Below are 13,148 nucleotides of genomic sequence, written 5' to 3'. Positions count from 1 at the left end.
GACGGTGCAGCCTCCCGCCCGTCCGACCGGGCGCTCCCGCGGTCTGTTGGGCCGCGGTCTGTTGGGCCGCGGTCTGTTGGGCCGCGGTCTGTTGGGCCGCGGTCTGCTGGGCCGCGATCCGCCGGGCCGCGATCCGCCGGGCCGCGATCCGCGGCAGCCATCGGCCACGAAGGTCTCTCCACCCAGTGACAAACCGGGCCGTCAACTACTTCGCGGCGACCGGCTCGGCAGATTCGGCTGTAACCGATCCCACAAGGCATCACCAACCCATCGACGAACCGCCAAAGGGTCCCGATCCGAGAGCCGTGCCCAGCGGCTGTCTTGCCGCCCCCTGGAAGGGGGCCCGCCGCCGGCCGGTGATGGCGCGGCACGCGCGGGACAGCATGTGCCACGCATTGTGGCGGCCACCACCGCTTGGTCCCGCAGATGCACCTTTGGTCGGCGTGGTTCGGCGGCTGCTTGCGGTTGCGGGTGCATGTTCGGGTCGGCGTGGTTCGGCTACCGCCTGCAGTCGCAGATGCACGTTCGGGTCGGCATTGTTGTGGCCTATCGCTCGTAGCCTCGGATGCGCGATCAGGTCGACGCTCGCGGCCACCGCGACCAGCACTGGGTGCGCGACCAGCACTGGGTGCGCGACCAGGCTTGGGGTGCGCGACCAGGCTTGGGGTGAGTGGTCGGCCTGGGGTGCGCGACCGGGCCTGGGGTGAGTGGTCGGCCTGGGGTGCGCGACCGGGCCTGGGGTGAGTGGTCGGCCTGGGGTGCGCGACCGGGCCTGGGGTGAGTGGCCGGCCCGGTGAGTGGCCGGCCCGGGTGAGTGACCAGCCAGGGATGCCGTGGCCAGCGAACTCAGCCCATCTGTGGACGTGATGAGGCCGGAGCGGCCGTGACTGCCGCTTTCGTCCGGCTGTGGGGGTGATGAGGCCGGAGTGGCCGCGACCACCGCTGTCAGCCCGGATGCGGGCGTGATCAGGTCGGGACGGCAGTGGGGTGGCTTGGTGTCACGGGACTGGGGGCTGCGCGTACCGGAAAAGGAGCTTGCCTGGCACGAGCCGGACCGGTGGGCGCGAGGGTTGTCGGTGGGGGCGGATAGGCTTGCCCGGTGCGAGTGCTTGCAGCTATGTCCGGTGGGGTCGACTCCGCCGTCGCTGCCGCGCGCGCCCGGGACGCCGGCCACGACGTGACCGGGGTGCACCTGGCGTTGGCGCGGAATCCGCAGACCTATCGGACCGGTGCGCGGGGGTGCTGCACGCTGGAGGATTCGCGTGACGCGCGGCGGGCCGCCGACGTCATCGGCATCCCGTTCTACGTGTGGGACATGGCCGAGCAGTTCCATGACGACGTGGTTGACGACTTCGTGGCCGAATATGCGGCCGGCCGCACGCCGAATCCGTGCCTGCGCTGCAACGAGAAGATCAAGTTCGCGGCGGTTCTGGACCGTGCGGTTGCGCTCGGCTTCGACGCGGTGGTGACCGGCCATCACGCCCGGCTCGGGCCGGACGGGCTGCTGCGCCGCAGTGTCGACATCGCCAAGGACCAGTCCTACGTGCTGGCCGTGCTGACCCGCGCTCAGCTCGACCGGGCCGTCTTCCCGCTCGGTGACTCGACCAAGGAACGGGTTCGCGCGGAGGCTGCCGAGCGCGGCCTGGCCGTCGCGGACAAGCCCGATTCGCACGACATCTGCTTCATCGCCGACGGTGACACCAAGGGCTTCCTGGCCGAGCGGCTGGGCGAGGCGCCGGGTGACATCGTCGACGGGCGCACCGGTTCGGTGCTCGGCCGGCACGACGGGGCGTATGCCTACACCATCGGCCAGCGCAAGGGTCTCGACCTGCGTGTGCCCGCGCCGGACGGACGGCCTCGCTATGTGCTGTCCATCACCCCGAAGACCAACACGGTGACGGTGGGCCCGCGCGAGGACCTCGCGGTCGACACGGTGACGGCGATCCGGCCGATCTGGCACGGCGAGCGGACGCCGGTCGAGTGCGAGGTGCAGCTGCGCGCGCACGGCGAGGTGGTCCCGGCCGCGGTGACGGTCGGCCCGGACGGGCTGGTGGCGCACCTGCGGGAGCCGGCCCGGGGGGTGGCGGCCGGGCAGGCGATCGTGGCGTACCGGCCCGATCCGGACGGGGACATCGTGCTGGGTTCGGCGACGATTGCCTCTGGCACGTTGGGTCCTGTCGATCCCGCTAAGGGCGCGGCCTCTGCTTCGGGTGGCGTTGGTTCGGCCGGTCATGACGTGGCCGTCGGCGCTGGCCGGGTCGGGTCGGTGCGTCGTGACTGACTTTCCCTGGCCGGCAGGTTCGGCCACCGGGCTGGGCTCGTTGCCCGGCACCGACATCGCCGAGGCTCAGCGGCTTGTTCTCGGTGAGCTGCCCGAGCTGCCGCACCTCGCCGAGCTGCCCGATCGTGGTCCCGGGGCCGACATGATCGGTCGCAGCGCGGGCCTGCTGGTCGAACTGCCGGTGCAGCTCTACGTCGGCCGGTGGCAGATGGCGCCGCGCCCGGGCCGCGACCAGCGTCGCATCGCCGACCTGCTGGAACGTGACCTCGACCAGCTCACCGAGCAGGCCTACCGGTTCGCCGGCCCGATCAAGGTGCAGGCCGCCGGGCCGTGGACCCTGGCCGCCAACCTGGATCTGCCCATCGGCGGCCGGATGCTGCGCGACGCCGGGGCCGTGCGCCACCTCACCGAGTCGCTCGCGGAGGGGCTGCGTCAGCACGTCGCCGACGTGCAGAAGCGACTTCCTGAGGCGTCCGTGCTGCTCCAGCTCGACGAGCCTTCGCTGCCGGCGGTGCTCGCCGGGCACATCCCGACCGAGAGCGGGCTGAGCGCGTACAAGGCTGTGGATGGTCCGGATGCCGCTACGGGGCTGCGGACGATCACCGAGGCCGTGGGGGTGCCGGTCATCGTGCACTGCTGTGCTCCGGACGTACCGTTGCAGGTTTTCCGGGATGCGCGGGCCGCCGCGGTCGCGCTCGACCTTTCTTTGATCAAGGATCTTGATCCGCTGGGGGAGGCGATCGAGGCCGGGATCGGCTTGTTCGCGGGTGCGGTGTCCACCCGGCCGCGGGCCGACGGGCGCACGCCGACGTCGGCGCAGGTCGCCGAACGGGCGCAGAAGCTGTGGAACAAGCTTGGCTTTTCGGCTGCGCTCCTGCCGCGGCAGGTTGTGATCACGCCCGCGTGTGGCCTGGCTGCGGCGCCCCTGCCTTACGTGCGGGCGGTGCTGAAGGCCTGCCGGGACGCCGGGCGCCGGCTGGCTGAGGTCTGACCTCGACACCAGAGTGGCGACCCGGTCACTTTGCGGTGCGGCGGTCTCCTCGCCGAGTGGCACCTCTCAGCGGTGGGCCGCCTCATAGGTGAGGCGGTCGCTCAGCGGCCGGCTGGGTTTCGGGTGCGGGTGCCGCGGAAGCGGGCCACCTGCAACCGCGTGCGGACATCTGCCCTGCCCGCGCGCCGCTGGAACGCCGCCGGCCGGACCACGATCGGTTCACCCAGATTCAGGTACGAGTCGTGGCTCGCGCGCTGGTCCCAGTGCCGTGTCGGGATCAGCACGTGGTCCCGGCGGTGGCTTTTGTCCTGGCTGGTGATCTTCAGGACCACGATGCCGTCGCGGCTGCGGCGCAGTACCAGGCACGGGCGCAGCTTGGAGCCTTGGCCGCGCGCATACGGCACGTCCGCCCACCAGATGTCGCCGCTGCTCGGGCGGCCCGCGCGCACCCGGCGGCGGATCGCCCACACCGCCGCGATCAGGACCGAAGCCCCCGCCGTCCACAGCCACCAGTCCGTCACCGCCAGAACGTACCCCCGGCGCCGTCGGCCGCGCATGTCGGCGGTTTTGTCAGACCGGGCGGCTAACGTGCCGGTAGAGAAAAGCACGAACCACGGAGGTCTCCCGGTGCCCGAGAAGCAGCCTGTCGACACGCACCCCGACGGTGCGGAGGCAGCCGTCGTCGCCGAGCAGTTCGCGGAGGGCCGCCCGACCGCCGAGCAGGTGGCCGCCGCCGGTGCCCCGCCCACCCCCGAGGCCAGCAGCCGGCATGCCGAGCTCAGCGACGAGCTGACCGGTCATCAATACCGCTACTACGTGCTCGACTCCCCGACGATCTCGGACGCCGAGTTCGACAAGCTTCTGCGCGAGTTGCAGGCGCTCGAGGAGCAGTTCCCGGCGCTGCGCACCCCCGACTCCCCGACGCAGAACGTCGGCGGTTCCTTCTCCACCCTGTTCACCCCCGTCGAGCACGCCGAGCGCATGCTCTCGCTCGACAACGTCTTCGACGAGGCCGAGCTCAGCACCTGGGCCGAGCGCACCGAGCGGGACGCCGGCGGTCCGGTGCGGTTCCTCTGCGAGCTCAAGGTCGACGGCCTGGCCATCAATCTCACCTACGAAAAGGGCCGCCTGGTCCGGGGCGCCACCCGGGGTGACGGGCGCACCGGCGAGGACGTGACCTCCAACGTCCGCACCATCCGTGAGATCCCCGACCGGCTGGCCGACGACGATCCGCCCGAGCTGCTCGAGGTGCGCGGCGAGATCTACTTCCCGGCGTCGGCGTTCGCCGACCTCAACGCCTCGCTGGTCGAGCAGGGCAAGGCCCCGTTCGCCAACCCGCGCAACGCCGCCGCCGGCAGCCTGCGGCAGAAGGACCCGCGGATCACCGCGTCCCGCGGCCTCCGGATGGTCGTGCACGGCATCGGCGCCCGGAAGGGCTTCCGGCCCGATTCGCAGTCCCATGCGTACGAAGCTCTGCGCGCCTGGGGACTGCCGACCAGCGACCGTTGGCGGCTGGTCGACGGGATGGCCGAGGTCCGCGAGTTCATCGACTACTACGGCAAGCACCGGCACGACGTCGAGCACGAGATCGACGGTGTGGTGGTCAAGGTGGACTCGGTGGCCATCCAGGGCCGGCTCGGCTCGACCAGCCGGGCGCCGCGCTGGGCGATCGCCTTCAAATATCCGCCGGAGGAGGTCACCACCAAGCTTCTCGACGTCGCCGTCAACGTGGGGCGCACCGGGCGGGTCACGCCGTTCGCGGTGCTCGAGCCCGTGCTGGTGGCCGGCTCCACGGTGGCCCAGGCGACGCTGCACAACGCGCGCGAGGTCGAGCGCAAGGGTGTGTGGATCGGCGACACCGTGGTGCTGCGCAAGGCCGGCGACGTCATTCCGGAGGTGCTCGGCCCGGTCATGGACCTGCGGCCCGACGACGCGCATCCGTTCGTGATGCCGACCCGGTGCCCGGAGTGCGACACACCGCTCGCTCCCGCCAAGGAGAGCGACGTCGACATCCGCTGCCCCAACTCGCACTACTGCCCGGGGCAGCTGCGCGAGCGGCTCTTCTACCTGGCGAGCCGGAGCGCGCTCGACATCGAGGTGCTCGGTTACAAGGCCGCGCGGGCGCTCTACGAGTCCGCGGTGCTGACCGACGAGAGCGACCTGTTCGCCCTGACCGCCGACGACCTCCAGCGGTCGCCGTTCTTCGTCAACATGGACGGCACGCTGGGCAGCAACGCGGTCAAGCTGCTGGAGAACCTGGCCGAGGCCAAGGAGCGGCCACTGTGGCGGGTGCTCGTGGCGCTGTCGATCCGGCACGTCGGCCCGACCGCGTCGCGCGCGCTCGCGCTGGAGTTCGGCTCGATGGCGGCGATCGAGGCCGCCGTCGAGGAGGGCCGATTCGAGGAACTGTCGGCTGTCGACGGCGTGGGCCCGACGATCGCGGAGAGCCTGCGGGAGTGGTTCGCCGTCGACTGGCACCGCGAGATCGTCCGCAAGTGGCGCGAGAGCGGCGTCAAGATGGCCGACGAACGAGCCGAGGCCGGCAGCCGCCCGCTGGCCGGCATGACCCTGGTGGTGACCGGCACCCTGGCCACCCACACCCGAGACGAGGCCTCCGAGGCGGTGCTGGCCCGTGGCGGCAAGGTGAGCGGCTCGGTGTCGAAGAAGACGGCCTTCGTGGTGGTCGGCGACAACCCGGGCAGCAAGTACGACAGGGCGCTGGCGCTGCGGGTGCCGGTGCTCAACGAGGAGAGCTTCGCGGTGCTCCTGGCGGAGGGGCCGGAGGCGGCCCGGGCGGTGGCCGAGATCGCTGAGGAGACACCGAAGGAGCCCAAGGAGACGACCAGAAAGCCACGGAAGAAGGCCGCCGCCGAGGCGGAACCGGCTGCGGAGCCGACGGAGTAGGGCGCTGCGGAGATCCACCAACGGGTGAATTCGGGAACGTTCCACGTTCAGGTAGATATGCCGATTTGATAACGGCGAGTCTGATTCGCGTAGTTTTGTCTATACGGATCTATGGTGAGGATGATCGTTAGGTAGACGCCACCGCGGAGGTCGCATGGGTGCCGCACCACAGCGCAACTCCATGCCGGGCGAGAAGCAGCCGACCGGCGAGCCGATCACCGACGTGCGCGCGGTTGACGGCTTGCTGGATCATGCATCGCCAAGCAGGGAGACACCCGACCGGCAACGGCGCCGCTGGTGGCCCAGCCGCCGCCGCGCGACGAACCGGTGGCCGGTCAATGCCGGTTCGGACAGCGGCCGGCCGGCCGGTGCCCGGCGGGACAGCGCCCGAGTGGCTAGCGCCGAGCTGGATAGTGCGCGGTCGGATAGTGCGCGGTCGGAAGGTGCCCGGGCGGATCGCGCCCGGGTGGTCACCGCCCGGCGAGGGGCCGTCACCGCCGTCGGCGGGGCTGCCATCGTTGATCTCGGGCTGTGGGCCGCCATGCCCGGCACCTTCGAGGAGCTGCCGACCGCTTTCTGGGTCATGGCCGTCCTCGCCCTCGCCGTCGACGCCCGCCCCTACGTGGTGGCCAACCGGCGCGCCAGTTCGGTGATCCTGCCGTCCATCTGCTTCACCTTCGGCATCGTGCTCGCCTGGGGGTTCGTCCCCGCTCTCGCCGTGCAGCTGGCCGCCATGGCCGTCGCCGGCGTGCGGATGCGGCAGTCCTCCCGCCGTGCCCTGCACCTCGCCGTGCAGCACGCCGTGGCCCTGGCCGGCGCCGCCTTGGTGGCCGCGGCCGCCGGGCTGCACCTGGGCGCCCAGCCGCACTGGGAGGACGCGCTGTTCACCGTCGCCGCGGCGGCTGCCTGGATCGGCGCTCGCACCGGTCTCGACGCGCTCGTCGCCCGCCGTGCCAGTGCCGCGCGCCGGCGGCGTCGGGTGCAGCGCTGGGGGCTGGAGCTGTTCGCCACCGCTGCGTTGCTGTTGCTCGGGCCGGTGGTGCTGGCCGCCGCGCAGGTCGGCCTTCCGCTCGTGCCGTTGGTGCTGCTCGCGTTGCATGCCGTGCATCGGATGGTGCGGTCCGCCGGTGAGCACGAGCGGGCCGCCCGCGTTGACTCGCTGACCGGGCTGCCCAACCGGCGGGCCTTGCAGACCTCCTTCGCCGAGCGGGGAGCCGATCAGGAGGCCAGGCGGGGCGCCGAGCGGGAGACCGGGCGCGGGGCCGGTCGGGGCACCGGCGGCGGGCACCGCTCCGAGCGTCGGCTGGCCCTCCTGCTGCTGGATCTGGACAGGTTCCGCACCGTCAACGACGCCCTCGGGCACACCACCGGGGACCGCCTGCTCGTGGAGGTCGCCCGGCGGCTTGCCGCGGTCGTACCGTCGCATGATCTTGTGGTGCGGCTCGGCGGTGACGAGTTCGCCGTGCTGGCCACCCGGGTCGACGGGCCGGCCGCGGCCCGGCGGCTGGCCGCGCATCTGGCCGAGGAACTCGGCCGGCCGTTCGCGCTCGACGGCCTGCCGATCGACGTCAGCGCCTCCATCGGCATCGCCCTGCAGTCCGAGCGCGGCGGTGACGGCGCCTCGTTGCTGCGGCAGGCCGAGGCCGCCATGTACGACGCCAAGGAGCGTGGGGACCAGGTCGCCGTCTACGCGCGGGACACCGAGCATCACACCCACGATCTCAGCCTGCTCGCCGATCTGCGCCGGGCCGTGCAGGCCGTGCCCGGCACCGATCCGGCCGCCGACGGCATCACCCTCTACTACCAGCCGCAGATCGCCGTCGCGACCGGCGAGGTCGTCGGGGTCGAGGCCCTGTTGCGCTGGCGGCATCCCGAGCGCGGCATGGTCGGCCCGAGTGAGCTGCTCCGGGTCGCCGAGCAGACCCCCGTCATGCGGCTGCTCACCAGCCGGGTGCTGCGCGAGGTGATCGGCCAGCTCGGCGCCTGGCGCGCGGCCGGCCGCCCGCTGCGCGCGGCGGTCAACGTCAGCGTCCGGGATCTGCACGCGGCGGACATCGTCGACGAGATCAACACCCTGCTGCACCGGTACGAGGTGCCGGCCGACCTGCTGCAGCTCGAGATCACCGAGAGTGCGCTGATGGCCGACCCGCACCGGGTGCTGGACACGATCACCCGGCTGGACCGGATGGGCGTGGCCATCTCGCTGGACGACTTCGGCACCGGCTACTCCTCGTTGCAGCATCTGCGCCGGCTGCCGTTCTCCGAGGTGAAGATCGACCGGTCGTTTGTGCTCGGCATGGCCGCCGACCGGGGTGACGCCGCGATCGTGCGCTCGGTCATCGCCCTGGCCGACTCGCTCGGGCTGCGGGTCGTCGCCGAGGGCGTGGAGGACGAGCGGACCTGGCGGCTGCTGGCGTCGGCCGGGTGTCACGCGGCGCAGGGCTGGTTCCACGCGCGTCCGATGCCGGCGCCGGACCTCGCGGTGTGGCTCTCCCGCTATCGTCCCCTGCGACCCGGCCGAGAACCCGGCGCCCTGGCGGTGCCGACGTCCTGAGGAGTGCCATGGCAATCGAGGTGCGCCCGGCCACGCCCGCCGACCTGCCCTACGTCCAGGCCTCGCTGACCGCCGCCTTCCACGGTTCGTTGGTCGCCGTCCATGACGAACTGATCGACGCGTCCGCCCTGCCCGCCGCGGTCGCCTGGGACGGCGACGAGCCGGCCGGGCTGCTCACCTACCGGATCGTCGGGACGGACTGGGAGCTCGTGTCGATCGCCGCCGACAAGCCGGGCAGCGGGGCCGGCACAGCGCTGCTGCGCTGGATCCGCGAGACGGCGGCCGCCGCCTCGGCGACCCGCCTCTGGCTGGTCACCACCAACAACAACGTCACGGCCCTGCGGTTCTACCAGCGCAACGGCTACGACCTGGTCGCCGTGCACCGGGACGCGGTGACGCGGGCCCGCGCCCTCAAGCCGGCCATCCCGCACGAGCTGGACGGCATCCCGCTCCGGCACGAGATCGAACTGGAAGTTCGGTTCGGAGAGGTCTGAGCGCACGCAGCGGGCAGAGTTATCCACAGACTCGGGGAGCCGCCGCCCAAGCCTGCCGCGACAAGAAATAGACTTCCCCGGTCAGTGACATCCATACCAAGGGGGCACCGATGGCCGCCATCTCCCGCGAAGAGGTCGCGCATCTCGCGCGCCTGTCGCGGCTCGCCGTGACCGAGCAGGAGCTCGACCGGTTCGCCGGCCAGCTCGACGTCATCCTGCAGTCGGTCGCCCGGATCGGTGATGTGGCCGCCGACGACATCCCGCCCACATCGCACTCCGTGCCGCTGACCAACATCTACCGCGATGACGTCGTGCAGCCTTCCCTCACCCAGGACGAGGCGCTCTCCGGCGCGCCCGACTCCGCCGAGGGCCGGTTCCGCGTGCCGCGCATCCTTGACGAGGAGGAGTGAGCGCCGTGACGGACGTCACCAGGATGACCGCTGCGCAGGTCGCCGGCCTGATCAGCAAGGGCGACGCGTCCGCCGTTGAGGTCGCCACCGCGCATCTCGACCGGATCGCCGCCGTCGACGATCGGGTGCACGCCTTCCTGCACGTGGACCGCGACGGCGCGCTGGCCGCGGCCCGCGCCGTCGACGAGAAGCGGGCCCGGGGCGAGGAGCTCGGCCCGCTGGCCGGGGTGCCCGTCGCGGTCAAGGACGTGATCGCGACCCGCGGCGTGCCCACCACCGCCGCCTCGAAGATCCTCGAGGGCTGGAAGCCGCCATATGACGCGACCGTGGTCGAGCGGCTGCGCGCCGCCGGCACGGTCATGCTCGGCAAGACCAACATGGACGAGTTCGCCATGGGCTCCTCCACCGAGTATTCGGCCTACGGCCCCACCAACAACCCGTGGGACCTCGGGCGCATCCCCGGCGGCTCCGGCGGCGGCAGCGCCGCCTCGCTCGCCGCGTACGAGTCGCCGCTGGCCATCGGCACGGACACCGGCGGTTCCATCCGGCAGCCCGGCGCGGTCACCGGCACGGTCGGCGCCAAGCCGACCTACGGCGGCACCTCCCGCTACGGTCTGATCGCCTTCTCGTCCTCGCTCGACACCCCCGGCCCCTGCGCCCGCACCGTCGAGGACACGGCGCTGCTGCACGCGGTCATCGCCGGCCACGACGTGCGCGACTCGACCTCCATCCCGCAGCCGGTGCCCGACGTCGTCGCGGCCGCCCGGCTGGGCGCCACCGGTGACCTGAGCGGGGTCAAGCTCGGCGTGGTCAAGGAGTTCGCCGGCGACGGCGCCGAGCCGGGCGTGCTGGCGGCCTTCCACGAGTCGGTCGAGGCGCTGGTCAAGCTCGGCGCCGAGGTCGTCGAGGTGTCCTGCCCGCACTTCGAGTTCGCGCTGCCGGCCTACTACCTGATCGCCCCCAGCGAGGCGTCGTCCAACCTGGCCCGCTTCGACGGCGTGCGATACGGCGTGCGGGTCGGCGACGACGGCAACCGTTCGCTGGAAGAGGTCATGTCGCTGACCCGGGAGGCCGGCTTCGGTCCCGAGGTCAAGCGCCGGATCATCCTCGGCACCTACGCGCTGTCCAGCGGCTACTACGACGCCTACTACGGTCAGGCGCAGAAGGTGCGCACGCTCATCACGCGCGACTTCACCGCGGCGTTCGAGAAGGCCGACGTGCTGATCTCGCCGACCACGCCGTTCGTGGCGTTCCCGTTCGGCTCGCGCACGAGCGACCCCTACCAGATGTATCTGGCCGACCTCTACACCATCCCGACGAACCTCTACGGCGGGCCGGCCATCTCGGTGCCGTGCGGGCTCTCCGAGGGCCTGCCGGTGGGCTTCCAGGTGATGGCGCCGACCATGGCCGACGACCGGATGTACCGGGTCGCCGCCGCTCTCGAGTCCGCGGTCGGCACCCTGACCCCACCGACGCTGGAGGCGTGAGCATGACCACCACCACGCTGCCCTCTTACGAGGACGCGATCGCCCGTTACGAGCCGGTCATCGGCCTGGAGACGCACGTCGAGCTGGGCACGAACACCAAGATGTTCTGCGGCTGCCCGACCGAGTTCGGCGCGGAGCCCAACACCCAGGTCTGCCCGGTGTGCCTGGGCCTGCCCGGCGCGCTGCCGGTGGCCAACCGCGCCGCAATCGAGGCCACCATCCGGATCGGGCTCGCGCTCAACTGCGACATCGCGTCGTGGTGCCGGATGGCCCGGAAGAACTACTTCTACCCCGACATGCCGAAGAATTTCCAGACCAGCCAGTACGACGAGCCGCTCTGCGTGGACGGCTACGTCGACGTGGCGATCGACGGCGAGACCTTCCGGGTCGAGATCGAGCGGGTCCACCTCGAGGAGGACACCGGCAAGTCGCTGCACGTCGGCGGCGCCACCGGGCGGATCCACGGCGCGACCGAGTCGCTGGTGGACTACAACCGGGCCGGCATCCCGCTGGTCGAGATCGTCACCAAGCCGGTTCCCGGCCTCGGCGCCCGCGCGCCCGAGGTGGCCAAGGCCTACGTGACCGAGCTGCGCGACATCATCCGCTCGCTGGACGTCTCCGACGTGCGCATGGAGCAGGGCTCGATGCGCTGCGACGTGAACACCTCGCTGAACCTGCCCGGCGACGAGTGGGGCACCCGCACGGAGACCAAGAACGTCAACTCGCTGCGTTCGGTCGAGCGGGCGGTCCGTTCCGAGATCATCCGCCAGGCGATGCTGCTCAACGACGGCACCCGGATCTTCCAGGAGACCCGGCACTTCCAGGAGACCACCGGCGACACCCGGCCGGGCCGCTCCAAGGAGACCGCCACCGACTACCGCTACTTCCCCGAGCCGGATCTCGTGCCGATCGCGCCGGACACCGCGTGGGTGGCCGAGCTGAAGGCGGCCCTGCCGGAGATGCCCAGCGTCAAGCGCGCCCGGCTCGCCGACGAGTGGGGCATCTCCGCACTCGACATGCAGTCGGTGGCCAACGCCGGCGCGACCGAGCTGATCGAGCAGACGGTCGCCGCGGGCACCACCCCGGCCGGCGCCCGCAAGTGGTGGATGGGCGAGCTGGCCCGCCGCGCCAACGAGACCGGCGTGGAGCTCGCCGCGGTCGGTGTCACCCCGGCCCAGGTGGCGCAGCTGCAGGGCCTGGTCGACCAGGGCAAGCTCAACGACAAGCTGGCCCGGCAGGTGCTCGAGGGCGTCGTGGCCGGCGAGGGCGACCCGGAAGCGGTGATCGCAGCCCGCGGCCTCGGTGTCGTCTCCGACACCGGCGCGCTCACGGCGGCGGTCGACGAGGCCATCGCGGCCAACCCGGACATCGCCGCCAAGATCCGCGACGGCAAGGTGGCGGCGGCGGGCGCCCTGGTGGGCGCGGTCATGAAGACCACGCGCGGCCAGGCAGACGCCAAGACGGTCCGGGAGCTGATCCTCGCCCGGCTCGGCTGAGCTCTTTTTGACGGTACGGGCAGCGTCCGGTCCGGTGGCACACCAGCCCGGGCGCTGCCGTCCCGGCCTCATCGCGCCGCCGTCCGGGCTGAAGCGGTGGGTCGCGGTCAGGCGTCGGGGCGATGGAACCAGGCCCGGGCCGGCCCGGTGTTGAGCAGGGTGGCGTACACCACCGGCCAGGCGAGGGCGCCGACCGCCGCCGACGGGCTCGACCAGGCCAGGCTGAGGCCGGCCGCGGCGATGCCGATCGCGCACAGCACCAGGAGCAGGCGCCGGGCCCACCGGCGGCCCATCTGCACGGCCCGGGCCAGCCCGAGATAGAGCAGTCCCAGCAGCCCGTACACCGCCAGGCGCAGACCACCCGCGCTTGCGGACATGAGGCCGGTCAGCGCGAACAGCACCGACAGCGCGCCGCCGACGTAGAGCAGGATCGCCGCCGCCTGCACACTGCCCGGTGCCGAGGCACGCCGCGCGGGGGTGGCATCGTCATGCTGATCCGAGCTGGACACGGCAGGCATTAGACCAGAACAT

9 protein-coding genes and 1 pseudogene are annotated in these 13,148 nt (G+C 71.9%); 8 read left to right on the top strand and 2 right to left on the bottom strand.

Annotation, left to right across the window (positions count from 1 at the left end; all coding sequences use genetic code 11):
• Nucleotides 1–1,099: 1,099 nt before the first annotated feature.
• Entirely contained in the window at nt 1,100–2,281 is a 1,182-nt protein-coding gene (gene mnmA / locus ACIBQZ_RS34090) for a tRNA 2-thiouridine(34) synthase MnmA (RefSeq protein WP_396092956.1), read from the top strand.
• Nucleotides 2,232–3,272 (top strand): methionine synthase, encoded by a 1,041-nt coding sequence (locus ACIBQZ_RS34085; protein ID WP_396092955.1) that lies wholly within the window; start codon nt 2,232–2,234, stop codon nt 3,270–3,272. Before mnmA ends, ACIBQZ_RS34085 begins: the two co-directional genes overlap by 50 nt.
• A gap of 101 nt (nt 3,273–3,373) precedes the next feature.
• Here the strand turns inward: ACIBQZ_RS34085 and ACIBQZ_RS34080 are convergent, their stop codons facing one another.
• The gene (locus ACIBQZ_RS34080; RefSeq protein WP_396092954.1) at nt 3,374–3,793 is read right to left on the bottom strand and encodes a type II toxin-antitoxin system PemK/MazF family toxin; all 420 of its coding nucleotides are present in this window, start codon (nt 3,791–3,793) and stop codon (nt 3,374–3,376) included.
• Here ACIBQZ_RS34080 and ligA point away from each other — a divergent pair.
• From ligA to gatB, 6 genes and pseudogenes are all read left to right on the top strand, one after another.
• Nucleotides 3,690–6,077 (top strand): annotated as a pseudogene (gene ligA, locus ACIBQZ_RS34075) (NAD-dependent DNA ligase LigA); the annotation flags it as partial. The gene ACIBQZ_RS34080 and the pseudogene ligA overlap by 104 nt on opposite strands.
• Nucleotides 6,078–6,642: 565 nt before the next feature.
• The gene (locus ACIBQZ_RS34070) at nt 6,643–8,730 is read left to right on the top strand and encodes a putative bifunctional diguanylate cyclase/phosphodiesterase (protein WP_396092953.1); all 2,088 of its coding nucleotides are present in this window, start codon (nt 6,643–6,645) and stop codon (nt 8,728–8,730) included.
• An 8-nt stretch (nt 8,731–8,738) separates the two neighbouring features.
• A complete protein-coding gene (locus ACIBQZ_RS34065; protein WP_396092952.1) occupies nt 8,739–9,224 on the top strand; it encodes a GNAT family N-acetyltransferase in 486 nt (161 codons plus the stop codon).
• Nucleotides 9,225–9,334: 110 nt separating this feature from the next.
• A complete protein-coding gene (gene gatC / locus ACIBQZ_RS34060) occupies nt 9,335–9,634 on the top strand; it encodes an Asp-tRNA(Asn)/Glu-tRNA(Gln) amidotransferase subunit GatC (RefSeq protein ID WP_396092951.1) in 300 nt (99 codons plus the stop codon).
• A 5-nt stretch (nt 9,635–9,639) separates the two neighbouring features.
• The gene (gatA, locus tag ACIBQZ_RS34055; RefSeq protein ID WP_396092950.1) at nt 9,640–11,121 is read left to right on the top strand and encodes an Asp-tRNA(Asn)/Glu-tRNA(Gln) amidotransferase subunit GatA; all 1,482 of its coding nucleotides are present in this window, start codon (nt 9,640–9,642) and stop codon (nt 11,119–11,121) included.
• Between the two features lie 2 nt (nt 11,122–11,123).
• Nucleotides 11,124–12,617, top strand: coding sequence for an Asp-tRNA(Asn)/Glu-tRNA(Gln) amidotransferase subunit GatB (gene gatB / locus ACIBQZ_RS34050; protein ID WP_396093015.1), 1,494 nt, complete (start codon nt 11,124–11,126; stop codon nt 12,615–12,617).
• Between the two features lie 107 nt (nt 12,618–12,724).
• Here gatB and ACIBQZ_RS34045 read toward each other — a convergent pair whose 3' ends face one another.
• On the bottom strand, nt 12,725–13,126 hold the full coding sequence (locus ACIBQZ_RS34045) for a hypothetical protein (protein WP_396092949.1): 402 nt from the start codon (nt 13,124–13,126) through the stop codon (nt 12,725–12,727).
• Between the last annotated feature and the right edge of the window lie 22 nt (nt 13,127–13,148).

It is taken from the genome of Actinoplanes sp. NPDC049599 (assembly GCF_044465625.1).
GTDB lineage: Bacteria > Actinomycetota > Actinomycetes > Mycobacteriales > Micromonosporaceae > Actinoplanes.
Note: the sequence above shows the minus strand (reverse complement) of the source record. Positions and strands in the feature narration are given on the sequence as shown.